Source organism: Streptomyces herbicida (genome assembly GCF_032656585.1).
GTDB classification, from domain to species: domain Bacteria; phylum Actinomycetota; class Actinomycetes; order Streptomycetales; family Streptomycetaceae; genus Streptomyces; species Streptomyces herbicida.
In genome coordinates this window covers 211,470-234,747 of sequence record NZ_JAUYWJ010000015.1, presented here as the reverse complement: position 1 = coordinate 234,747, position 23,278 = coordinate 211,470, and the positions used below count along the sequence as shown (strand labels likewise).

22 protein-coding genes and 1 tRNA gene are annotated in these 23,278 nt (G+C 70.6%); 12 read left to right on the top strand and 11 right to left on the bottom strand.

Features of this window, described 5'->3' with window-relative positions; translation table 11 throughout:
* The 3 genes from Q8A52_RS30185 to Q8A52_RS30175 are packed head-to-tail and all read right to left on the bottom strand — an operon-like array spanning position 1 to position 2,776.
* A complete protein-coding gene (locus Q8A52_RS30185) occupies positions 1–756 on the bottom strand; it encodes a TrmH family RNA methyltransferase (RefSeq protein ID WP_316757114.1) in 756 nt (251 codons plus the stop codon).
* Positions 753–1,961, bottom strand: coding sequence for an HTTM domain-containing protein (locus Q8A52_RS30180; RefSeq protein ID WP_316757113.1), 1,209 nt, complete (start codon positions 1,959–1,961; stop codon positions 753–755). Before Q8A52_RS30180 ends, Q8A52_RS30185 begins: the two co-directional genes overlap by 4 nt.
* Positions 1,958–2,776 carry a DUF5819 family protein gene (locus Q8A52_RS30175; protein WP_408649279.1) on the bottom strand — a complete coding sequence of 273 codons (819 nt, stop codon included), beginning with the start codon at positions 2,774–2,776 and terminating at the stop codon, positions 1,958–1,960. The genes Q8A52_RS30180 and Q8A52_RS30175 overlap by 4 nt, the downstream gene beginning before the upstream one ends.
* 774 nt (positions 2,777–3,550) lie before the next feature.
* Here Q8A52_RS30175 and paaA point away from each other — a divergent pair.
* The 6 genes from paaA (at position 3,551) to Q8A52_RS30145 (ending at position 8,412) form a co-directional block, all read left to right on the top strand.
* Entirely contained in the window at positions 3,551–4,573 is a 1,023-nt protein-coding gene (paaA, locus tag Q8A52_RS30170) for a 1,2-phenylacetyl-CoA epoxidase subunit PaaA (protein WP_316757109.1), read from the top strand.
* Positions 4,570–4,857 (top strand): 1,2-phenylacetyl-CoA epoxidase subunit PaaB, encoded by a 288-nt coding sequence (paaB, locus tag Q8A52_RS30165; protein ID WP_067000238.1) that lies wholly within the window; start codon positions 4,570–4,572, stop codon positions 4,855–4,857. The genes paaA and paaB overlap by 4 nt, the downstream gene beginning before the upstream one ends.
* Before the next feature lie 26 nt (positions 4,858–4,883).
* Positions 4,884–5,588 (top strand): 1,2-phenylacetyl-CoA epoxidase subunit PaaC, encoded by a 705-nt coding sequence (paaC, locus tag Q8A52_RS30160; RefSeq protein ID WP_316757103.1) that lies wholly within the window; start codon positions 4,884–4,886, stop codon positions 5,586–5,588.
* Positions 5,582–6,109, top strand: coding sequence for a 1,2-phenylacetyl-CoA epoxidase subunit PaaD (gene paaD / locus Q8A52_RS30155; protein WP_316757101.1), 528 nt, complete (start codon positions 5,582–5,584; stop codon positions 6,107–6,109). Before paaC ends, paaD begins: the two co-directional genes overlap by 7 nt.
* The gene (locus Q8A52_RS30150; protein ID WP_316757099.1) at positions 6,109–7,167 is read left to right on the top strand and encodes a 2Fe-2S iron-sulfur cluster-binding protein; all 1,059 of its coding nucleotides are present in this window, start codon (positions 6,109–6,111) and stop codon (positions 7,165–7,167) included. Before paaD ends, Q8A52_RS30150 begins: the two co-directional genes overlap by 1 nt.
* A gap of 111 nt (positions 7,168–7,278) precedes the next feature.
* Positions 7,279–8,412 carry an acyl-CoA dehydrogenase family protein gene (locus tag Q8A52_RS30145; RefSeq protein WP_316757097.1) on the top strand — a complete coding sequence of 378 codons (1,134 nt, stop codon included), beginning with the start codon at positions 7,279–7,281 and terminating at the stop codon, positions 8,410–8,412.
* 22 nt (positions 8,413–8,434) lie between these two features.
* Here Q8A52_RS30145 and Q8A52_RS30140 read toward each other — a convergent pair whose 3' ends face one another.
* The 4 genes from Q8A52_RS30140 to Q8A52_RS30125 all read right to left on the bottom strand — a co-directional run bounded on the left by Q8A52_RS30140 (position 8,435) and on the right by Q8A52_RS30125 (position 11,704).
* On the bottom strand, positions 8,435–8,782 hold the full coding sequence (locus tag Q8A52_RS30140; protein ID WP_316757095.1) for a rhodanese-like domain-containing protein: 348 nt from the start codon (positions 8,780–8,782) through the stop codon (positions 8,435–8,437).
* A gap of 41 nt (positions 8,783–8,823) precedes the next feature.
* A complete protein-coding gene (locus Q8A52_RS30135) occupies positions 8,824–9,636 on the bottom strand; it encodes a hypothetical protein (protein WP_316757094.1) in 813 nt (270 codons plus the stop codon).
* 96 nt (positions 9,637–9,732) lie between these two features.
* On the bottom strand, positions 9,733–11,160 hold the full coding sequence (locus tag Q8A52_RS30130; protein WP_316757092.1) for a DUF2252 domain-containing protein: 1,428 nt from the start codon (positions 11,158–11,160) through the stop codon (positions 9,733–9,735).
* A gap of 460 nt (positions 11,161–11,620) precedes the next feature.
* A tRNA-Leu gene (locus Q8A52_RS30125) sits at positions 11,621–11,704 on the bottom strand.
* Between the two features lie 362 nt (positions 11,705–12,066).
* Here Q8A52_RS30125 and Q8A52_RS30120 point away from each other — a divergent pair.
* The 6 genes from Q8A52_RS30120 (at position 12,067) to pknB (ending at position 20,535) form a co-directional block, all read left to right on the top strand.
* Positions 12,067–12,915, top strand: coding sequence for a DUF3662 and FHA domain-containing protein (locus Q8A52_RS30120; RefSeq protein ID WP_316757090.1), 849 nt, complete (start codon positions 12,067–12,069; stop codon positions 12,913–12,915).
* Between the two features lie 10 nt (positions 12,916–12,925).
* Entirely contained in the window at positions 12,926–13,444 is a 519-nt protein-coding gene (locus Q8A52_RS30115; RefSeq protein ID WP_263210673.1) for an FHA domain-containing protein FhaB/FipA, read from the top strand.
* A gap of 120 nt (positions 13,445–13,564) precedes the next feature.
* Complete coding sequence (locus Q8A52_RS30110; protein ID WP_316757088.1) at positions 13,565–15,121, top strand: Stp1/IreP family PP2C-type Ser/Thr phosphatase; 1,557 nt, start codon at positions 13,565–13,567, stop codon at positions 15,119–15,121.
* A 27-nt stretch (positions 15,122–15,148) separates the two neighbouring features.
* Positions 15,149–16,618, top strand: coding sequence for an FtsW/RodA/SpoVE family cell cycle protein (locus tag Q8A52_RS30105; RefSeq protein WP_316757085.1), 1,470 nt, complete (start codon positions 15,149–15,151; stop codon positions 16,616–16,618).
* Positions 16,619–16,892: 274 nt separating this feature from the next.
* Positions 16,893–18,368, top strand: a complete 1,476-nt coding sequence (locus Q8A52_RS30100) for a penicillin-binding transpeptidase domain-containing protein (RefSeq protein ID WP_316757083.1) — start codon at positions 16,893–16,895, stop codon at positions 18,366–18,368.
* Between the two features lie 175 nt (positions 18,369–18,543).
* Positions 18,544–20,535: a Stk1 family PASTA domain-containing Ser/Thr kinase gene (gene pknB / locus Q8A52_RS30095; protein WP_316757081.1), complete on the top strand. Its 1,992-nt coding sequence runs from the start codon at positions 18,544–18,546 to the stop codon at positions 20,533–20,535.
* Positions 20,536–20,622: 87 nt separating this feature from the next.
* On the opposite strand, the gene Q8A52_RS30090 is transcribed toward pknB, so the two are convergent.
* Genes Q8A52_RS30090 through Q8A52_RS30075 form a run of 4 tightly spaced genes read right to left on the bottom strand, consistent with a single transcriptional unit; the run spans position 20,623 to position 23,270 of the window.
* Positions 20,623–21,369, bottom strand: a complete 747-nt coding sequence (locus Q8A52_RS30090; protein ID WP_316757080.1) for a class E sortase — start codon at positions 21,367–21,369, stop codon at positions 20,623–20,625.
* A gap of 13 nt (positions 21,370–21,382) precedes the next feature.
* The gene (locus Q8A52_RS30085) at positions 21,383–22,441 is read right to left on the bottom strand and encodes a class E sortase (protein ID WP_316757078.1); all 1,059 of its coding nucleotides are present in this window, start codon (positions 22,439–22,441) and stop codon (positions 21,383–21,385) included.
* Entirely contained in the window at positions 22,438–23,076 is a 639-nt protein-coding gene (locus Q8A52_RS30080) for an aminodeoxychorismate/anthranilate synthase component II (RefSeq protein ID WP_316757076.1), read from the bottom strand. Before Q8A52_RS30080 ends, Q8A52_RS30085 begins: the two co-directional genes overlap by 4 nt.
* Positions 23,073–23,270 carry a hypothetical protein gene (locus Q8A52_RS30075; protein WP_316757074.1) on the bottom strand — a complete coding sequence of 66 codons (198 nt, stop codon included), beginning with the start codon at positions 23,268–23,270 and terminating at the stop codon, positions 23,073–23,075. The genes Q8A52_RS30080 and Q8A52_RS30075 overlap by 4 nt, the downstream gene beginning before the upstream one ends.
* Positions 23,271–23,278: the final 8 nt, after the last annotated feature.

The window sequence follows — 23,278 nt, the reverse complement described above, 5'->3', positions numbered from 1 at the left end:
CTAGGAGTCGAGGGGTGCGCCCCCGGTGGCGCTCCAGTGGTACAGCGTCATGGCCACACTGGTCGCGAGGTTGTAGCTGGAGACCTGGGGGCGCATCGGCAGTGCCACCAAGTGGTCGGTCCGCGCCCGTAGTTCGGCGGACAGACCGCTGCGTTCGGAGCCGAAGGCGAGCACGGCGTCGTCCGGCAGCTTCACGCCCCGGATGTCCTCGCCCTCCGGGTCGAGCGCGAACAGCGGCCCGGCCGGCAGCTCTTCCACCGTCAGCCGCTCCACCGCGGTCGCGAAGTGCAGCCCCGCCCCGCCGCGCACCACGGTGGGGTGCCAGGGGTCGAGCGTGCCGATGGTGACGACCCCGGTCGCCCCGAATCCGGCGGCCAGCCGGATCACGGCCCCGGCGTTGCCCAGGTTGCGCGGGTTGTCCAGGATCACGACGGGCGCGGTGCGCGGCGCACGGGCGAGCGCCCGCAGATTGTCCTCGCGGGACGGCCGTACGGCCAGGGCGGCCACGCCGGTGGGATGCGGTCGCGGCACGAACGAGGCGTACGTCTGCTCCGGCACCTCGGTCAGCAGCGCGTCCAGCGTGACCCGCACGTCCGGGGCCAGCTCGTCGGCGAGGGCGAGCGCCGCCCGCCGGTCCGTGGTGACCGCCACCGGGACCTCGGCCCCGAAGCGCACCGCGTGCTTGAGGGCGTGGAAGCCGTCGAGCAGCACGGCGGAACCGGCGCGCTCGCGCCAGCGGGTCACTGGGTCGGTCATGCCGTGAAGCCTACGCGGGGACGCTCTCCGTCCTCCGGGGCGCGAGGCCTCGGCACCGCGGGGCCCCCGCGGGCGAGGACTCGCCCACGCGCGCGTGCCGCCCAGCCGCCGAGCCGGTGCAGAAACGTCGTGGGCAGGAAGACGGCGTCCGTGGCGATCATCGCCAGCGAGAAGAACGGCAGCCCCAGGACGATGGCGATCACGGCGTGCTCGGTCATCATCGCGGCCAGCAGGACGTTCTTCACCCGCCGGTTGAACAGGGTGAACGGGAAGGCGACCTGCACGATCACCGTCCCGTACGTCACCAGCATCACCATCGTGCCGCTGGAGGACAGCAGGTCGGCGAGGGACGGCCAGGGCGAGAAGTAGTCGAGGTGGAGCGGGTAGTAGACCGCGGTGCCGTCCTGCCAGCGCGAGCCCTGGATCTTGTACCAGCCGGCCGTCGCGTAGATCAGACACGCCTCGGCCATGATCACGAACAGGGCGGCGTTGTGGAGGACGTTGGCGATCACGTCCAGCAGGATCCGGGGCTCGACCTGCTTGGTGAGGCGGCCGACCAGCCACCACAGGCCCAGCGCCACCCACACCGTCCACAGGAGCGCGGGCACCAGCCGCCCGCTGCCGAGGCGGTCCGCCAGGGTCACCCCGCACAGCACCAGCCCGAGCACCACCCACAGGACCGGTCCCACCCGGTCGGTGACCAGCTCCCCACGCGCGCGCGCCGCCTCCGTGCGCCCCGCCCGGCGCGCGTCCAGGGACCACACCTGGCCGCAGCGGGTGAACACCAGGTAGACGGACATCAGGTGCAGCACGTTGTCGCCGCCGTCACCCACGAAGACGCTGCGGTTCTGCAGCGACAGCACACCGAGCATGAACAGCACGGACATCGTGCGGGTGCGCCAGCCCAGGAGCAGCAGGGCACTCGACACGACGGCCAGCAGATAGAAGGTCTCGAACCAGGCCTGCCCGTCGGACCACATCAGGGCCGTGAAGGCATGGTTGTCCCTCGTCAGCTGCTGGGCGAGGTCCCAGCTCCACGGGCCGTCGGGGCCGTAGAGCTCCTGACGGTGGGGGAACTCGCGCAGCAGGAACAGCAGCCAGGTCCCCGCGAAGCCGATGCGGATCACGGCGGTCTGACGAGGACCGAGGGCGGATTCGGTGACCCGGGCGACGCCGCGGGAGACGGACACGAAGAGACGGTTCACTTCACACCACCCCTGGCGGCCTCGTCGTCCGTGACCGTCCACCACGGCAGCACGCGGTACGCCGGTTTGTCGGAGACCTGCTCATGACTCCACTCGGGCGGGGGCACGTTGGTGGTCTCCGAGCGGACCTGCACGCTCTGAACGGTGCCCTCCCGGCTCGCCGGGTCCTCGCGGTAGAGGCGCATCACGACGATCCGGCGCATGTACTGCTCCGAGAGCGACCCGCGCAGGCCCACCGGACGGTTCTCGGCGTCGTGCGTGGCGGTGAAGAAGTCCCAGGCCCGGCGCAGCTCGTTCTGCTGGGTGTGGCTGGGCAGGAGATTCCCCTTTATCGCCGCGCCGTCGAGCGCGGACAGGTCGTACCAGCCGCTCGTCGTCATACTGCCGTCGGGCAGGACGACCTGGGCCCGCACCTGGACCGCGATGTCCTGCTGCAGCGGGTTCGGCGCGAACAGCTTCCAGTTCTGCTCGAACTCCGGGTAGATCCACTCGTCGATCGCCTTGCCGTGCTGCTTCGACGCCGTGTTCGCCGGCGCGACGTGCAGAAACACCATCCCGAGGTGTACGCAGGCGGCGACCGCGACGACCGCGAGCGCCAGGGCCGCGCCGATCTGATAGCGGGGGGAGAGCGCGGCGACTCCGGTGCGGGGTGGTGCGGGGGTGGGGGCGACGGAGAGCGGGGCGATGGTGTCGTGGGGTGGGGCCATGGCCGGGGGCCGGGGGCCCGCAGCTGCGGTCTCGGGCTGGGGCCGGCGAGGGCCGGGGGGTGCGGTCTCGGGCTGGGGCCGGGGGTCAGGGGCTATGGACGGGGCCAGGAAAGGGGGGCCGGGGGCTGCGGGTGAATCCGAGCGGCGGGGACCACCGGTCGGCCTGGGCTCGCCGAGTTCACCGAGTCCACCGGGCTCGGTCTGCGTCTCGTGGGTCTCCTGCGGCTCACCTTCACCGGCGCTGCCGGCCTCACCTGCACCATCGGCCTCGTCGGCGGCCCCCTGAGCCGCACTGGCCGCACCGGTCGCCGGCAGCTCGCCGTCGTCATGGGGCTCCCCGGCGGCGTCGGACGTCCCGGGCCGACGCGCCCCGCGGTCGGATGTCCCGGGCCGACGCGCCCCGCGCGACCCGTCCGGCCCGTGCGGGGCCTTGGAGTCTCCGTCGTACGCGTCCATTCCGCCCCGTTCCCCGATCCCGCCTGGTCGTCCGGCCGCCCCGTCCCCGCAGGGCGCCGCCTGGTCCGCGAACACCTCTCCTCGGCGTTCGCACGGAACGGTACTCAGCCCCACCCGCCGGGCGCAGCCCCGTGGAGGCACCCGGACACGTGGCCATCGCCACTCCGTCGGCACTCCGTCGCCGACCCGGTCTCCGCACCCGCGCCCGCCACGGACGCGCCACCGCAGCCATCACAGCAGGTCGTAGGAGGTCGTACGGCCCGCCGCACGCCGCCTCCACAGCAGGACCGCAAGTTATCCACAGGCCAGTGCCGCGGTTGTCCACAGCGGTTGACACCTCACGGCGCTCGCTTCACCATTGAACAGCACGGACCGAACGATCGGTCGGGACCGCATTCCGTCAGAGCCCGAGGTCAGGGGGACCGCATGGCCACAGCAGCCGCGCAGAGTACGTCGCGCACACCGGCGTCCGGCGCCCAGGACACCGTCGACACGGCGGTGTACGAGCGCACCTTCGACGCCGCCGTGGCCGCGGACGAGCGCATCGAGCCCCGGGACTGGATGCCCGATGCCTACCGCGCGACGCTGGTCCGGCAGATCGCCCAGCACGCCCACTCCGAGATCATCGGCATGCAGCCGGAGGCCAACTGGATCACGCGCGCGCCCTCGCTGCGCCGCAAGGCCATCCTCATGGCCAAGGTCCAGGACGAGGCGGGCCACGGCCTGTACCTCTACAGCGCGGCGGAGACCCTCGGCACCAGCCGCGAGGAGCTCCTCGACAAGCTGCACAGCGGCCGCCAGAAGTACTCCTCGATCTTCAACTACCCCACCCTGACCTGGGCGGACGTCGGCGCAATCGGCTGGCTGGTGGACGGCGCCGCGATCACCAACCAGGTGCCCCTGTGCCGCTGCTCGTACGGCCCGTACGCGCGCGCGATGGTCCGTGTCTGCAAGGAGGAGTCCTTCCACCAGCGCCAGGGCTACGAGCTGCTGCTCGCCCTGAGCCAGGGCACGCCGGAGCAGCACGCGATGGCTCAGGACGCGGTGGACCGCTGGTGGTGGCCGTCCCTGATGATGTTCGGCCCGCCCGACGACGAGTCCCAGCACTCGGCACAGTCGATGGCCTGGAAGATCAAGCGCCATTCGAACGACGAGCTGCGCCAGCGGTTCGTGGACATCTGCGTCCCCCAGGCCGAGTCGCTGGGCCTCACGCTCCCCGACCCGGATCTGCGGTGGAACGAGGAGCGCGGGCACCACGACTACGGCGCGATCGACTGGTCGGAGTTCTGGGATGTCCTCAAGGGCAACGGCCCGTGCAACGAACAGCGCATCACCCAGCGTCGGCGAGCACACGACGAGGGCGCATGGGTAAGGGAGGCGGCCGCGGCCCACGCGGCCAAGCACACCGCCGGGACACGGACCGGCGGGACTGGAGGAGCGCAGGCATGACGAACACCGACTGGCCCCTGTGGGAGGTCTTCGTGCGCTCGCGCCGCGGCCTGTCCCACACCCACGCCGGCAGCCTGCACGCGCCGGACGCCGAGCTCGCCCTGCGCAACGCCCGTGACCTGTACACCCGGCGCGGAGAGGGCGTCTCGATCTGGGTCGTCCCGGCGACCGCGATCACCGCGTCCTCCCCGGACGAGAAGGACCCCTTCTTCGAGCCCGCCGCCGACAAGCCCTACCGGCACCCGACCTTCTACGAGATCCCGGAAGGGGTGAAGCACCTGTGACCCCGGCACCCGAGACCCCCGTGACCATGAGGTCCGCCGCCCTGGCCCTGGGCGACGACGCCCTGGTGCTCTCGCACCGTCTGGGGGAGTGGGCGGGCCATGCCCCCGTCCTGGAGGAGGAGGTCGCCCTCGCCAATATCGCGCTGGACCTGCTCGGCCAGGCCCGGGTGCTGCTGTCGATGGTGGGCGACGAGGACGAGCTCGCGTATCTGCGCGAGGAGCGCGCCTTCCGCAACCTCCAGCTGGTCGAGCAGCCCAACGGCGACTTCGCGCACACGATCGTCCGCCAGCTGTACTTCTCCACCTACCAGCATCTGCTCTACGCGCAACTGGCAGCGGGCGACGGCTCGTTCGCACCGCTCGCCGCCAAGGCCGTCAAGGAGGTCGCCTACCACCGCGACCACGCCGAGCAGTGGACGCTGCGGCTCGGGGACGGCACGGATGTCAGCCATGAGCGGATGCGGCGGGCGTGCGACGACCTGTGGCGGTTCACCGGGGAGATGTTCCAGCCCGTGGAGGGCCTGGACGCCGACTGGGCGGGCATGGAGGCCGCCTGGCTGGAGTCCGTCGGCGCCGTGCTCGGCCGGGCCACCCTGGCGGTGCCCGAGGGGCCGCGGACCGGGGCGTGGTCGGCGGGCGCCGGCCGTCAGGGCCTGCACACCGAACCCTTCGGGCGGATGCTCGCCGAGATGCAGCATCTGCACCGCAGCCACCCGGGGGCGTCATGGTGACGACGACCGCGCTGGAGGCGGAACTCCTGGAGCTCGCCGGTTCGGTGCCCGACCCCGAACTGCCCGTGCTCACCCTTCAGGAGCTGGGCGTGGTGCGTGCGGTGCGTCTGCGCGACGCCGGCGCGGTGGAGGTCGAGCTGACCCCGACCTACACCGGCTGCCCGGCCGTCGAGGCGATGTCCCTGGACATCGAGCGGGTGCTGCGCGAGCACGGCGTGCGGGAGGTCACCGTCCGCACCGTGCTGGCGCCCGCCTGGTCGACGGACGACATCTCGGAGGAAGGGCGGCGCAAGCTGCGGGAGTTCGGCATAGCTCCCCCGCGCGAGCGGCGCGAGGCCGGACCGGTCGCGCTCGCGCTCGGCGCGACCCGCACCCTGGCCGACGCATCCGACCCCGTCCGCTGTCCGCACTGCGGATCCGCCGAGACCGAGCTGCTCAGCCGGTTCTCCTCCACCGCGTGCAAGGCGCTGCGGCGCTGCCTCGACTGCCGTGAACCGTTCGACCACTTCAAGGAGTTGTGATGGCCCGTTTCCACCCGCTCCCGGTGGCCGCGGTCGACCGGCTCACCGACGACTCCGTGGCTCTGACCCTCACCGTCCCGCCGGAGCTGCGCGAGCAGTACCGGCACGCGCCGGGCCAGCACCTCGCCCTGCGCCGGGTCGTCGACGGCACGGAGATCCGGCGGACCTACTCGATCTGCTCCCAGGCTCCCGGCGCCCAGGGGCCGAGCACCCTGCGGGTCGGGGTGCGGCTGGTCGAGGGCGGTGCCTTCTCGACGTACGCGCTGAAGGAGGTGAACGTCGGGGACGAGCTGGAGGTGATGACCCCGGCCGGACGCTTCACGCTGGAGCCCGCGCCCGGTCTGTACGCCGCGATCGTCGGCGGCAGCGGCATCACCCCGGTGCTGTCGATCGCCTCCACACTCCTTGCGCGCGAGCCCTCGGCCCGGTTCTGCCTGATACGCAGCGACCGGACGGCCGCCTCCACGATGTTCCTGGAGGAGGTCGCGGACCTCAAGGACCGCTACCCCGAGCGGCTGCAGCTGGTGACGGTGCTCTCCCGGGAGGAGCAGCTGGCCGGTCTGCCGTCCGGGCGTCTGGACCAGGAGCGGCTGACCGGGCTGTTGCCCGCGCTGCTGCCGGTGGACGGAGTGGCGGGGTGGTTCCTGTGCGGGCCGTTCGGGCTGGTGCAGGGCGCGGAACGGGCGCTGCGGGAGCTCGGTGTGGACCGGGCCCGGATCCACGAGGAGATCTTCCACGTGGACGCCGGTGCGGCCCCCATGACGACCGCCACGGCTCCCGCGCACAGCACCGTGACCGCCCGGCTCGACGGGCGTGGCGGGACCTGGCCGGTGCAGGACGGTGAGTCGCTCCTGGAGACGGTGCTGCGCAACCGCCCCGATGCCCCCTATGCCTGCAAGGGCGGGGTGTGCGGGACGTGCCGGGCCTTCCTGGTCTCGGGCGAGGTGCGCATGGACCGCAACTTCGCGCTGGAGTCGGAGGAGACGGAGGCGGGATATGTGCTGGCCTGCCAGTCGCATCCGGTGACGGAGAAGGTGGAGCTGGACTTCGACCGCTGAGGCCGGACCGGCGCCCCGCCGGTCCCTTGCCTCCGTGCCGTTCCCTTCTTCTAGAACCTGTTCTATCTTGACGGACCGTCAGATCAACGGATCCGCCGGGAGGACAGGACCGTGGACTTCACCTTCACCGAGGAGCAGTTGGCGGCGGCCGAGGCGGCCCGGGGAGTGTTCGCCGGGGTGGCGCCGGACGCGGTGCCGAGCCCGGCGCTCACCACCGGCGCCGTGGCCGAAGGCTTCGACCGGGCGCTGTGGGCCAGGCTCGCCGAGGCGGACCTGCTGAGCCTGCTGTTCGACGCGGAGTACGGCGGGGCGGGCCTGGACGCCATCGCGCTGTGCCTGGTGCTGCGGGAGTCCGGGAAGGTACTCGGGCGGGTGCCCCTGCTGGAGAGCACCGCGGCCGCCGCGGCCGTACAGGCCTACGGCGGTGAGGAGTTGGCGGCCGGACTGCTGCCGCGTGCCGGGCGCAGTGAGCTCGTGCTGACCGTCGCCGCGAACGGCCGCACCGGCCACGACCCGGCCGAACTCGCCGTGACCGCACGGCGCGACGGTGACACATGGGTGCTGGACGGGGTGCAGACGGGCGTGCCGTGGGCATACGACGCGGACCTCGTCGTCGTACCTGCGCACACCGACGCCGACCGCACCGTCCTCGCGCTGGTGCCCCGCGATCACGACGGCGTCGCCCTCGCCGAGCAGGTCTCCACCAGCGGGGAGCGGCTGGGCGAGCTGCGCCTGGAGTCCGCGCGGATCACGGCCCGGGATGTCGTCGAAGCCGACGGGGCCTGGGAGTGGCTGCGGCAGCTGCTGGTCACGGGGACGTGTGCGCTGGCGCTCGGGCTGGGCGAGCGGGTGCTGAGCATGACGAGCGAGTACACCGGCAAGCGGGAGCAGTTCGGGCACCCGATCGCGACCTTCCAGGCCGTCGCCGTCCAGGCCGCCGACCGCTATGTCGACCTGCGCGCCATGGAGGCCACGCTGTGGCAGGCGGCATGGCGGATCGGCTCGGGGGCGCCGGGTGTGCTGCCCGCCTCCGCGGACGTCGCCGTGGCCAAGATCTGGGCTGCGGAGGGCGTACGACGGGTGGTGCAGACCGCGCAGCATCTGCACGGCGGCTTCGGCGCCGACACCGACTACGCCCTGCACCGCTACCACGCCTGGGCCAAGCACCTGGAGCTGGCGCTCGGCCCGGCCGCGGCGCACGAGGAGGCGCTGGGCGACCTGCTGGCGGCGCATCCGCTGGGCTGACCGAACCCCCGGGGGCTGTGATCTAGAGGACGAAGCCCGGCTGACCCGCGTCGGTGACGACCGGGCGGCCGGCCGCCTGCCAGACCTGCATGCCGCCGTCGACGTTCACGGCGTCGATACCCTGCTGGACCAGATACATCGTGACCTGGGCCGAGCGGCCGCCGGACCGGCAGATCACATGGACCCGGCCGTCCTGCGGAGCCGCTTCGGTCAGCTCGCCGTAGCGGGCCACGAACTCGCTGATAGGAATGTGCAGCGCCCCCTCGGCATGGCCGGCCTGCCACTCGTCGTCCTCGCGGACGTCCAGCAGGAAGTCGCCGTCCTTGAGGTCCACGACCTCGACCGTGGGTACACGCGCTGCGAAACTCATGCCTCCGACGCTACCCGAACGGGGGCCGAGGACGGGCCGCGCTACCCCTGCCCCAGCAGCCCCGCCAGCTCCGCCTCCCGCTCCGCCACATCGGCACGCAGCTTCTCGGCGATCTCCTCCAGGAGAGCGTCGGGGTCGTCCGGGGCCAGGCGGAGCATCGCCGCGATCGCGGTGTCCTCCAGTTCCCGGGCGACCAGGGTGAGGAGTTCCTTTCGCTGAGCCAGCCATTCCAGGCGGGCGTAGAGCTCCTCGCCGCGGCTCGGGCGCGGCTCGGCGGGGGCCGGTCCCGCGGCCCACTCCTCGGCCAGCTCGCGCAGCAGCGCCTCGTCGCCGCGCGCATAGGCGGCGTTGACGCGGGTGATGAACTCCTCGCGCCGTGTGCGCTCGGCCTCCTCCTGCGCCAGGTCGGGGTGGGCCTTTCGGGCCAGCTCGCGATAGAGCTTGCGGGCCTCCTCGCTCGGGCGCACCCGCTCCGGAGGCCGTACCGCCTGGTCCGTGAGCATCGCGGCGGCTTCTGGGAACAGGCCGTGGCCGTCCATCCAGCCGTTCAGCAGCTCCTCGACGCCGGGGATCGGCATGACCCGGGCCCGGGCCTCCTCGGCGAGCCGGATGTCCTCCGGGTCGCCGCTGCGGGCGGCCTTGGCCTCGGCGATCCGGGCGTCCAGCTCCTCCAGCCGGGTATACATCGGACCGAGCTTCTGGTCGTGCAGCCGCGAGAAGTTCTCGACCTCGACGCGGAAGGTCTCCACCGCGATCTCATAGTCGATCAAGGCCTGCTCGGCGGCCCGCACCGCCCGCTCCAGCCGCTCCTCGGGCCGCGGTGCCTGGGACTGATCAGCTTCCGGGGTCGTCACCCGACCAGCGTAGGCCACGGCCGAAACCCGCGGCCCTCGGCGCCGCCCGGCTCGACGTACCTCACGGCACCTCCGGCCCTTCGCTGCGCGGGCCCCTCACACACCCATCTCGGCCGCGATCCGCCCCGACCGCACTGCCGTGACCAGGTCCGCGTGGTCCGCCTCCGTGCGGTCGGCGTAGGCGACCGAGAACGCGGCTATCGCGTCGTCGAGCTCCTCGTTCTTGCCGCAGTATCCGGCGATCAGGCGGGGGTCGGCGCTGTGGGAGTGGGCGCGGGCCAGCAGGGCGCCGGTCATCCGGCCGTAGTCGTCTATCTGGTCGGCGGAGAGGGCCGCGGGGTCGACGCTGCCCTTGCGGTTGCGGAACTGCCGGACCTGGAAGGGCCGGCCGTCGACCGTCGTCCAGCCCAGCAGGATGTCGCTGACCACCTGCATGCGCTTCTGGCCCAGCACCACCCGGCGGCCCTCGTGACCGACGGGCGCAGCGTCGAAGCCGGCCGTCGCCAGATGCGGGACCAGCGCGGACGGGCGGGCCTCCTTCACCTGGAGGACCAGCGGTTCACCGCGGTGGTCCAGGAGCAGGACGACATACGAGCGCGTGCCCACGCTGCCCGTGCCGACCACTCGGAACGCCACGTCGTGCACCGCGTGCCGGGCCAGGAGCGGCAGCCGGTCCTCCGAGAGCGTCTCCACGTAAGGCTCCAGGGACGCGGCCACCGCCGCCGCCTCCGCGTCCTCCACGCGCCGCAGCACCGGCGGGGCGTCGACGAAACGGCGGCCCCCGTCCTCGGCGGCCTCGGTCGACTTCGCCGCGAACCGCCCGCTGGTGTTGGCCCGCGCCTTCTCCGAGACCCGCTCCAGCGTGCCGAGCAGGTCGTGGGCGTCGGTGTGCGAGACGAGTTCCTCGTCCGCGATGGCGTTCCAGGCGTCCAGGACCGAAAGCTTGGCGAGCAGCCGCATGGTGCGCCGGTACGCCCCCACCGCGTCGCCCGCCGCCTTGCGGCACATGTCCTCGTCGGCACCCGCCTCCCGGCCGGCCAGCACCAGCGAGGCGGCGAGCCGCTTGAGGTCCCACTCCCAGGGACCGTGCACGGTTTCGTCGAAGTCGTTGAGATCGATGACCAGGCCACCGCGGGCGTCGCCGTACAGGCCGAAGTTGGCCGCGTGCGCGTCACCGCAGATCTGGGTGCCGATCCGGGTCATGGGGGTGCGCGCCAGGTCGTACGCCATGAGGCCGGCCGAGCCGCGCAGGAAGGCGAACGGGGTCGCGGCCATCCTGCCCACCCGGATCGGCGTGAGCTCGGATATGCGGCCCCGGTTGGACTCCTCGACCGCGCTCACCGCGCCGGGCCGGGAGCCGTCCAGGTCCAGCGCGCTGTGCGTGCGGCGCGGGACGCTCGAGCGCAGCGCCTTGCCCTGCTCCTTGGGCGAACCCTGCGAGGGCCACTGGGCGAATCCTCGCACCCGGGGCAGCCGCCCCTGCGCCCGCGCCGACTCCCCCACTGCCGCTCCGGCCTCGGTCACCGCGACCGCCTCCCCCGTGTCCACATACGCACTCGCCCGAACATCAACTCGTGCAGACCGTACAACCGGTGGCCGAAACGCGTCAGACCCTGTGGACAACTCCACGGCTGTGGACATCCCGGGACCCCGGGCGACCCGTGTGCGGGCGCGGTCGGAGTGCCCCGGGCGACCCGGCGATGACGAAGGACCGGAAGCTGCGGGCGAGTTGTCCCGGCACCGTCCGGGCGGCGGACCGGCTCCGGGCCCTCACCGCGCCACGACTGCCGGGACTGCCGTGACTTCCGGTCGCCGGGCCCGACCTGCCGGGCCCGACCTGCCGGGCCTGCCGAGGCCGCCAGGTTCGCGGAGCACGCTGCGCCCGCCGCGCACCCCCCGCGGACCTGAGAGACTCATCACAGTGTGAAATAACCCGCAAACACGACAAAGGGCCCACCGTGATCACGATGAGCCCTTGCCTCTGTGCGCGAGGGGGGAGTTGAACCCCCACGCCCTTGCGGGCACTGGAACCTGAATCCAGCGCGTCTGCCTATTCCGCCACCCGCGCATTGGGTGTGTCCTCCGGCTCCGGCCCTTTCGGGCTGGCCCCTTCCGACATCCAGAACATTAGCACGTCGGACAGGGTGGGTTCACATCCCTTGTTCCGGCCGGGACAGGCACCCTGGACCAGGTATCAGGCAGTACCGGTTCACGTATCAACCTCGTACCGGTCCCGGTCATCTCCCCAGGAGGCGGACCGGGTCCACAGTCAGGTGCGGGACACTGGTCGTGGCCCGCCTCTACGATCCTTGACAGAGGGAGTTCGAAGGGGGCTCCCTCGGGGAACCGGCTGATTGCCGGGCGCGTGGATACGATCAGTAAGCAGTACCAGGCAAGGCAGTAAGGCAACCGCGATGGAGGAGGTGCCCCATGGGAGTCCTGAAGAAGTTCGAGCAGCGTCTCGAAGGTCTGGTCAACGGCACCTTCGCCAAGGTGTTCAAGTCCGAGGTCCAGCCCGTAGAGATCGCCGGAGCGCTCCAGCGGGAGTGCGACAACAACGCGACCATCTGGAACCGCGACCGGACGGTCGTGCCCAACGACTTCATCGTGGAGCTGAGCGCGCCGGACCACGAGCGCCTCAGCCCCTACTCCGGCCAGCTCGGGGACGAGCTCGCCGGAATGGTGCGTGACTACGCGAAGCAGCAGCGCTACACCTTCATGGGGCCGATCAAGGTCAACCTGGAGAAGGCGGACGACCTGGACACCGGTCTGTACCGGGTGCGCAGCCGGACGCTCGCCTCGTCCAGCAGCCAGCAGGCCCCGCCGTCCGGCCGGCCCGGCCAGGGCGCCCCGGGCGGCTACGGATACCCGCCGCCCGCCGCGCCCGCAGGAGCCCCGCCCATGCCGTCCGCGCCGCCGCCGGGCGGCCGGCCCGGCGGCTACGGGTACCCGCAGCCCGCCGCCCAGCGGCCCCCGGCCGCCCACGCGAGCGGCGGGCGCACCCGCTACTGGATCGAGATCAACGGCACCCGCCATCAGATCTCCCGCCCGACGCTGGTGCTGGGCCGCAGCACCGAAGCCGACGTGCGGATCGACGACCCCGGCGTCTCCCGCCGGCACTGTGAGATCCGGACCGGAACGCCCTCGACGATCCAGGATCTCGGGTCCACCAACGGCATCGTGGTGGACGGGCAGCACACCACCCGCGCTACGCTCCGCGACGGCTCGCGGATCGTCGTGGGCAGCACCACCATCATTTACCGGCAAGCCGAAGGGTGAAGCGGGGGCAATGTCAGAGCTGACCCTCACGGTCATGCGGCTGGGTTTCCTGGCCGTACTGTGGCTGTTCGTGATCGTGGCCGTGCAGGTCATCCGCAGCGACCTGTTCGGTACGCGCGTCACCCAGCGCGGATCGCGCAGGGAGGCGGCACGGCCGCAGCAGGCCGCACGGCAGCAGCAGGCCGCGCCCCCGCAGCAGCGCGGCCAGCAGGCGGGCGGCCGTCAGCGCCGCAACGCCCCCACCAAGCTGGTCGTCTCCGAGGGCACCCTTACGGGCACGACGGTGGCGCTCCAGGGCCAGACCATTACCCTGGGCCGCGCACACGACTCCACGATCGTGCTGGACGACGACTACGCCTCCAGCCGCCATGCCAGGATCTACCCGGACCGCGACGGTCAGTGGATCGTCGAGGATCTCGGCTCCACCAACGGCACATACCTGGACCGGTCCCGGCTGACGACCCCCACACCGATCCCGCTGGGCGCGCCGATCCGCATCGGCAAGACCGTCATCGAGCTGCGGAAGTAGTACGACAATGAGCGAGCGGAGCGAGCACGCAACGGCGGACCGCAAACCGGCCGTCGGCGCGCTCCCGACCGGAGGGTGGGCACCGTGCGGATGTACCCGGAGCCGACGGGCGAGGTGCGCATGAGTCTGTCACTGCGCTTCGCCGCCGGATCGCACAAAGGCATGATCCGGGAGGGCAACGAGGACTCCGGTTACGCCGGTCCGCGCCTGCTCGCCATCGCCGACGGCATGGGCGGCCAGGCGGCCGGGGAGGTCGCCTCCTCCGAGGTGATCTCGACGCTGGTCACGCTCGACGACGACGTGCCCGGCTCCGACATCCTCACCTCCCTCGGCGCCGCCGTGCAGCGCGCCAACGACCAGCTGCGCTCCATGGTCGAGGAGGACCCCCAGCTGGAGGGCATGGGCACCACGCTCACCGCCCTGCTCTGGACCGGGCAGCGGCTCGGCCTCGTCCACGTCGGCGACTCCCGCGCCTATCTGCTGCGTGACGGCGTGCTCACGCAGATCACCCAGGACCACACCTGGGTGCAGCGCCTCGTGGACGAGGGCCGGATCACCGAGGAGGAGGCGACCACGCACCCGCAGCGGTCCCTCCTGATGCGGGCACTGGGCAGCGGTGACCATGTCGAGCCCGATCTGTCGATCCGCGAGGTCCGCGCCGGCGACCGCTATCTGATCTGCTCCGACGGCCTCTCCGGCGTCGTCTCCCACCAGACGATGGAGGAGACCCTCGCCAGCTACCAGGGCCCGCAGGAGACCGTGCAGGAGCTGATCCAGCTCGCGCTGCGCGGCGGCGGCCCGGACAACATCACCGTCATCGTCGCCGACGTCCTCGACCTGGACACCGGTGACACCCTCGCCGGCCAGCTGTCCGACACCCCGGTGGTGGTCGGCGCGGTCGCCGAGAACCAGCACCATCTGCACGACAACGGCATCATGCAGACCCCGGCCGGCCGCGCCTCCCACCTCGGCCGCCAGGGGCACGGCCAGGGCGGCGGCGAGTTCGGCCCGCCCGGCTCCGGCGACACCACCGGCTACGTCCCTCAGGGCAGTTTCGGCGACTACACCGACGACGACTTCGTCAAGCCGAGCAAGGGCCGCAAGTGGCTGAAGAGATCCCTGTACGGCGGTCTCGCCCTCGCGGTCATCGGCGGCGGCCTGTACGGCGGCTACCGCTGGACGCAGACGCAGTACTACGTCGGCGCGAAGGGCGAGCACGTCGCGCTGTACCGCGGCATCAACCAGGACCTGGCCTGGGTGTCGCTGTCGAAGGTCGAGAAGGACCACCCCGAGATCGAACTCAAGTACCTGCCGCCCTACCAGCAGAAGCAGGTCAAGAACACGATCCCGCAGGGCGACCTCGCAAAGGCCCAGTCGAAGGTCCAGGAGCTGTCCGTGCAGGCCTCCGCCTGTAAGAAGGAGGCCGAGCGCACGGCCGCCGAGAGCGAGAAGAACGCCAAGACGGGCCAGGGCGAGGCCGGGGGCACCACGGGAACCACGCGTACCTCCCTCACGTCCAAGGCCTCACCGACACCCAACCCGTCCAACTCGGCTCCGTCTACGACGTCCCCTTCGAAGTCTCCGTCCTCGACCCCGTCCGCGACCGCGACTCCCAGCCCCGGGCCCACGCTCTCGGAGGATGAGCAGAAGGTCGTCTCGCTGTGCGGTAAGCAGTAGGCAAGCCGTGAGAGGCCCCGTCACACGATGAGCAGTACTTCCAACAGTTCGACGCACCACACGTCCACGATCGGCGCCATCGGCGCACCGAGCCGGCGCAACACCGAGTTGGCCCTGCTGGTCTTCGCGGTGGTCATCCCGGTGTTCGCGTACGCCAACGTGGGCCTGGCCATCGACGGCCAGGTGCCCTCGGGCCTGCTGGGTTACGGTCTCGGCCTCGGTCTGCTGGCCGGTGTCGCCCACCTCGGCGTGCGGAAGTTCGCCCCGTACGCCGACCCGCTGCTGCTGCCGCTGGCCACCCTGCTGAACGGGCTCGGGCTGGTGTGCATCTGGCGGCTCGACCAGTCGAAGCTGCTCCAGTCGCTGCCCAACTTCGTCACGGCCGCGCCACGCCAGCTGCTGTACACGGCGCTGGGCATCGCGCTGTTCGTCGTCGTGCTGATCTTCCTGAAGGACCACCGTGTCCTGCAGCGCTACACGTACATCTCCATGTTCGGCGCGCTGGTCCTGCTGATCCTCCCGCTGGTACCGGGCCTCGGGGCCAACATCTACGGCGCCAAGATCTGGATCCGGGTCCCCGGCCTGGGCTCACTGCAGCCCGGTGAGTTCGCGAAGATCGTCCTCGCCATCTTCTTCGCCGGCTACCTGATGGTGAAGCGCGACGCCCTGGCCCTCGCCAGCCGCCGCTTCATGGGCCTGTACCTGCCGCGCGGCCGCGACCTCGGCCCGATCCTCGTCGTCTGGGCGATCTCGATCCTCATCCTCGTCTTCGAGACCGACCTCGGTACGTCGCTGCTGTTCTTCGGAATGTTCGTCATCATGCTGTACGTCGCCACCGAGCGGACCAGCTGGATCGTCTTCGGTCTGCTGATGTCCGCGGTCGGCGCCGTCGGCGTGGCGAGCTTCGAGCCGCACATCCAGACGCGTGTGCAGGCGTGGCTCGACCCCATGCGTGAGTTCAATCTCAGCCGGGCCGGGGTCCACGACGGGAGGCTCCACTCGGAGCAGGCCATGCAGGCGCTGTGGGCCTTCGGCTCCGGCGGGACCCTCGGCACCGGCTGGGGCCAGGGCCACTCGGACCTGATCCGGTTCGCCGCCAACTCCGACTTCATCCTCGCCACCTTCGGCGAGGAGCTGGGCCTGGCCGGCATCATGGCGATCCTGCTGATCTACGGCCTGATCGTGGAGCGCGGTGTGCGCACCGCCCTCGCCGCCCGCGACCCGTTCGGCAAGCTGCTCGCCGTCGGCCTGTCCGGCGCCTTCGCGCTGCAGGTGTTCGTCGTGGCCGGCGGTGTGATGGGGCTCATCCCGCTGACCGGTATGACGATGCCGTTTCTCGCGTACGGCGGTTCCTCCGTGCTGGCCAACTGGGCACTGATCGGCATTCTCATCCGTATCAGCGATACGGCCCGCCGCCCCGCCCCCAGCCCCGCCAGCAACCCCGACGCCGAGATGACCCAGGTGGTACGCCCCGGAAGCTCCGGCCCCACCGGGTGATCGTGATCACCTCGCCGAAGCGCTGACCAGCCCCTCGGCACACCTCCGACGGACGGCTTCCGCTCCCCGCACTCACCGGGACCGGAAGCCGTCCGCTTCTCCTGGAACCCTCCGCCCCTCCAGTACGTCTATGGATCAGTCGTTGTCGACTGTCCCGCCTGGAGGCACAGCCACTGCCTCTAGACTGTGGGCGGCCAAGGATGAGCGCCAGCACCAGCGACACCGAGAGACTGAAGCAAACAGGCGCACCTGTTAGCTTGTGGAAAGGCCGGACGTGAACAAGCCATTGCGCCGAATCGCGATCTTCTGCGGACTCCTGGTCCTGGCGCTGCTGATCCGTGACAACTGGCTGCAGTACGCCCAGGCCGACAAACTGCGCACCGACCCGAAGAACCGCCGTGTGGCCATCGAGCGCTACGCGTACCCGCGCGGCGACATCATCGTCGACGGCAACCCCATAACCGGCTCGGTCGAGGCCAAGAGCGGCGACTACAAGTACAAGCGCACCTACAAGAACGGCCCCATGTGGGCCCCGATCACCGGCTACTCCTCGCAGGCCTTCGACGGCAGCTTCCTGGAGAAGATCGAGGACGGCATCCTCACCGGCAACGACGACCGGCTCTTCTTCCGCAAGACCCTCGACATGATCACCGGCAAGCCGCAGCAGGGCGGCAACATCGTCACCACGCTGAACGGGGCCGCGCAGAAGGCGGCGTTCAGCGGCCTGGCGAAGCAGGGCGGCAAGGGCGCGGTGGTCGCGCTGGAACCGTCCACCGGCAAGATCCTGGCGCTGGCCTCCTACCCGTCGTACGACCCCTCGACCTTCGCGGGTGACCGGAACAGCGACGCCGAGGCCTGGAAGAAGCTCCAGAAGAAGTACAACCCCGCCGACCCGATGCTGAACCGGGCGCTGCGCGAGACCTACCCGCCGGGCTCCACCTTCAAGGTGGTCACGGCCGCGGCCGCGCTGGAGAACAACCTGTACCCGGACGCCGACACGAACACCAGGTCGCCGCTGCCGTGGACCATGCCGGGCACCACGACCCAGCTGAAGAACGAGGGCAACATCCCCTGCAAGAACGCGCCCATGCGTCTGGCGCTGCAGGTGTCCTGCAACACCGTCTTCGGCAAGATCGGCGCCGATCTCGGCAACGACAAGATGCTGGCGGAGGCGAAGAAGTTCGGCTTCGACGAGGAGCAGTTCGTCCCGACCCGCTCCAGCGCCTCGGTGTTCTCCGACGGCATGAACCAGTCGCAGACCGCGCTGTCCTCGATCGGCCAGTACAACACCGCCGCGACCCCGCTGCAGATGGCCATGGTCGCCTCGGCCGTCGCCAACGGCGGCAAGCTCATGAAGCCGTACATGGTCGACAAGCTCCAGTCCTCGAACCTGGACACCGTGTCGACCACCGAGCCGCAGCAGCTCAGCGAGCCGCTGTCGGCGAAGAACGCGCAGATCCTGCAGTCGATGATGGAGACGGTCGTCAAGGACGGCACCGGCAAGAACGCGCAGATCGGCGGCGTCACCGTGGGCGGCAAGACCGGTACCGCCCAGCACGGCGTGGAGAACAGCGAGAACCCCTACGCCTGGTTCATCTCGTACGCCAAGCTCAGCGACGGCAGCGCGCCGGTCGCCGTGGCGGTCGTGGTCGAGGACGACCACGCCAACCGAGACGACATCTCCGGCGGCGGCCTCGCGGCCCCGATCGCCAAGAACGTGATGGAGGCGGTCATCGAGTCCAAGAAGTGAGTGACCCCGCTCACGTCCCCTTCACATCGGTGCACGTTGCGATACCGGTCCTGTATCGGGTGACGGGCTTGGCCAGGTCACACAGCGCCAGCCGGGTACGGTAGGCCCGGACGGCAGCCTCCGGCCGCACACGCACGTGCGCGGCCGAGACCGACGAGAGGGCTGGTAGGTAGCTATGGAAGAGCCGCGTCGCCTCGGCGGCCGGTACGAGCTGGGCCAGGTGCTCGGTCGTGGTGGCATGGCGGAGGTCTACCTCGCGCATGACACCCGCCTCGGCCGCACCGTGGCGGTGAAGACGCTGCGCGCGGACCTCGCGCGTGATCCGTCCTTCCAGGCCCGCTTCCGCCGGGAGGCCCAGTCGGCCGCCTCGCTCAACCATCCCGCGATCGTGGCGGTCTATGACACGGGCGAGGACTACATCGACGGGGTCTCGATCCCGTACATCGTGATGGAGTACGTCGACGGGTCCACGCTCCGTGAGCTGCTTCACAGCGGTCGCAAGCTCCTGCCCGAGCGTGCGATGGAGATGACCATCGGCATCCTCCAGGGCCTGGAGTACGCCCACCGCAGCGGCATCGTCCACCGTGACATCAAGCCGGCGAACGTCATGCTGACGCGCAACGGCCAGGTCAAGGTCATGGACTTCGGCATCGCCCGCGCCATGGGCGACTCCGGCATGACCATGACGCAGACGGCGGCCGTCATCGGCACCGCCCAGTACCTCTCCCCGGAGCAGGCGAAGGGCGAGCAGGTCGACGCGCGTTCGGATCTCTACTCGACGGGCTGCCTGCTCTACGAGCTGCTGACGGTACGGCCCCCGTTCGTCGGGGACTCCCCGGTCGCGGTCGCCTACCAGCACGTCCGCGAGGAACCGCAGGCCCCGAGCGTCTTCGACCCCGAGATCACGCCCGAGATGGACGCCATCGTCCTGAAGGCGCTGGTCAAGGACCCGAACTACCGCTACCAGTCCGCCGACGAGATGCGCGCCGACATCGAGGCCTGCCTCGACGGCCAGCCGGTGGCGGCCACGGCGGCCATGGGCTCGGTCGGCTACGGCGGCTACCCCGACGACCAGCCGACGACGGCCCTGCGCGCGGACGCGGGCGCGACGACGATGCTGCCGCCGATGAACCCGGACGACGCCGGCTACGGCTACGACGACCGCCCCGACCGCCGCCGCCAGCCGAAGAAGAACAACACCTCCACGATCCTCCTCATCGTCGCGGGCATCCTGGTCCTGGTCGGCGCGATCCTGATCGGGAAGTACGCGTTCAACGGGAACAACGGCGCGGACAAGCCTTTCGCTGCTCCGAACTTCGTCGATCACACGAAGGAAGACGCCAGCCGGATGGCCGAGAACGTGGACTTGAAGCTCAAGTTCACAAAGAAGCCGTGCGACAAACAGCCGAAGAACACGGTCTGCTCCCAGGACCCGACCGCAGGCACGGACGTGAACAAGGGCGACACCATCACCCTGGTCGTCTCCACGGGGGCCCCGAAGGTCACGGTGCCGGATGTAAAGGGCCTCACCTTCGAAAAGGCGGAGGCCCAGCTCACGGACAAGGGCTTCAAGGTCGAGCAGAAGACGCAGGTGTCCGACCAGACGCCGGGCGTCGTCATTGCCCAGAACCCGGCGGGCGACACAGAGCGCGAGAAGGGCTCCGTGATCACCCTCACCGTCGCCAAGGCCCAGGAGAAGTCGACCGTCCCGGACGTCACCGGCCAGAGCTGTGACGCGGCCAAGGCCCAGATGACGGACAACAACCTGACCGGCAACTGCGTCGAGGTGGACACCAGCGACCCGAACCAGGTCGGCAAGGTCATCTCGACCAACCCGCAGGCCGGCCAGCAGGTCGACAAGAACTCCACGGTGCAGATCCAGATCGGCAAGGCGCAGCAGCAGCAGACGCAGGTGCCGAACGTCGTCGGTCAGACCGTGAAGAACGCCAAGAAGATCCTGCAGCAGAACGGCTTCAACAACATCCAGTTCGCCGACGGCAGCTCGCAGGACGACAACGCGTTCGTCAGCCAGCAGGACCCGGGCGCGGGCAGCGCGGCCGACCCGAACAGCACCACCATCACCCTCACGACCGTCGGCTTCGGCAATGGCGGCAACAACGGCGGCAACAACGGCGGTACCAACCTCTTCGGCGGTACCTTCGGCTGACCGACCGGCCACGACAGACAGGGCCCCGGCACTCCTCACGCAGGAGCGCCGGGGCCCTGTCTTACGGCATCACGGCACCTCGAGCGGTCAGCGCAGCTCTTCCGGCAGCGTCCGCTTGCTGTCGACCTTGTCCACCCGCACCAGTTCCCCCCACACCACATACCGATACCGGCTCGTGTACACCGGCGTGCACGTCGTCAGTGTGATGTAGTGGCCCGGCTTCTTCTTCCCGGATTCCTTCGGGACCGGGGCGAGGACCTTGACGTTGTACTTCGAGGTCTCGTCGAGCACGGCGTAGACCTTGTAGACGTACCACTTGTCCTTCGTCTCGAAGACGATCGGGTCGCCCTTCGCCACCTTGTCGATGTTGTGGAACTTGGCGCCGTGGCCGTCGCGGTGGGCGGCCAGGGCGAAGTTGCCCTTCTTGCCGGACATGGGGAGGGCCGCCTTCACCGGGTCCGTGTAGTAGCCGGCCACACCGTCGTTCAGGACCTTCGTCGACGTGCCCTTCTCGACCAGGACCTCGCCGTTGTCCATCGACGGCACGTGCAGGAAGCCGATGCCGTCCTTGGTGTCCAGCGCGCCGGGACCGCCGTCGTGGGCCCAGCTGTCGCGGACCTTGTCACCCCGCCGGTCCGCCTGCCGGTCGGCGACGACGTTCGTCCACCACAGGGAGTAGACGACGAACAGGCCGAGCACCAGGCCGGCCGTGATGAGAAGTTCGCCGAAGACGCTGACCGCCGTGGCGATACGCCCGGTGCCCCGGCGCCGCCGTACCGGCGCCGCATCCGGCGCGTCCGTCTGCTCTTCGGTGTCGTCGGCGGTCGCTGCCACTGTTCATCTGCCCTTACTCGACGAGCGCATCCGGCTTGCCCTTGCTGCGCGGCCGTTCCTCGACCATCTTGCCCCAGACGATCAGCCGGTACTTGCTGGTGAACTCCGGCGTACACGTGGTGAGGGTGATGTAGCGGCCCGGTCGGGTGAAGCCCGATCCCCTGGGGATCGGGTCCAGCACGCTCGTGTTGTTGGGCGCCGTCACCGGCAGCATCGACGTCATCTTGTAGACGTAGTACGCGTCCTGGGTCTCGACCACGACGTCGTCGCCCGGCTTGAGCCGGTTGATGTACCGGAACGGCTCGCCGTGCGTGTTGCGGTGCGCCGCCAGCCCGAAGTTGCCGGTCTTCGCGCTCGGCATGGCGGTCTTCAGCGGGCTCTCGCCGTAGTGACCCACCATGCCCTTGTCGAGCACCCTCTTGTTGCTGACGCCCTCCGCGATCGGCGCCACCACATCCAGCTTGGGAATGTGCAGGATGGCGAAACCCTGACCCGGCTCGAACGTCCCCGGTTCCCGCTTCCCGCTCGCCCAGTCGTTCTGCAGGCTGCTCGCCTCCTGGCCCGCCTGCGCATGGGCCCGGACGTTGGTCCACCACAGCTGGTAGGTGACGAACAGCAGCATCAGCACGCCGGTGGTGATGAACACCTCGCCTATCGCCCGGCTCGCGACGACGGCCGCGCCCGGCTTGCGCGCCCGCGCCTGGCGCCGGGCCTCCACACGGGAGAGCGGCGCCTTGGCCCCGCCCTCCTCCCTGCGCGGCTCCGCCGCCCGCGCCCCGCCGCCATGACGCCCGCCACGCCGCTTGGCGGCCTTTCTGCGGGCCGCCCGGCCGCCCACCGGGGTTCCGGTGGCCGAGGAGGCGGATGAGGCGCCAGAGGCGTATGTGGCGTTGCTCCCGGCCCCCGGTGGCGGATCCGGCAGCCGCAGCGCCACCGTCTCCTCGTCGAGGGGAGGCAGATACGGCTCTGCGTAGCCCCCCTGCCCGTACTGGTCCCCGAGCGCACCGGAAGCCCCGTACGACTGATCCCCGTACGAGGCATCGGTCTCGCGCTCCGGGCGCAGCGCGGTCACGCCGTGGCCCTGCCCACCACCGGGGCGAGCCCCGCCGACCTCGCCACCGCGCCCTGGTCCCCGCACTCCACCAGCCAGTTCGCCAGCATCCGGTGCCCGTGTTCGGTCAGCACCGACTCGGGGTGGAACTGCACCCCCTCGACCGGGAGCTCACGGTGCCTCAGGCCCATGATGATCCCGTCGTGGGTACGGGCCGTGACCTCCAGCTCCGCCGGAACCGTGGCCGGCTCGGCCGCCAGCGAGTGGTAGCGGGTCGCCGTGAAGGGGGAAGGCAGTCCGGCGAAGACGCCCTTGCCCTCGTGCTCGACCGGGGAGGTCTTCCCGTGCAGCAGCTCCGGCGCGCGGTCCACCACGCCGCCGTACGCCACCTGCATCGACTGCATGCCGAGACAGACGCCGAAGACGGGGACCCGGGTGGCGGCGCAGTGGCGGACCATGTCCACACAGACGCCGGCCTCCTCGGGGGTGCCGGGGCCCGGCGACAGCAGCACGCCGTCGAAACCGTCCTGGGCGTGCGCCGTGGACACCTCGTCGTTGCGCAGCACCTCGCACTCGGCGCCCAGCTGGTACAGATACTGGACCAGGTTGAAGACGAAGCTGTCGTAGTTGTCGACGACGAGAATCCGCGCACTCACTGGTTGTCCACCGTCACATCGTTGAAGGGCAGCAGCGGTTCGGCCCACGGGAAGACGTACTGGAACAGGACGTAGACCGCGGCCAGGACCAGCACGAGTGAGGTCAGTGCCTTCACCCATGCGTTGCCCGGCAGATGCCGCCAGATCCAGCCGTACATGCCGTCCCTTCCGTCGCGCCACGGCACCTGACTCACGCCGTAGC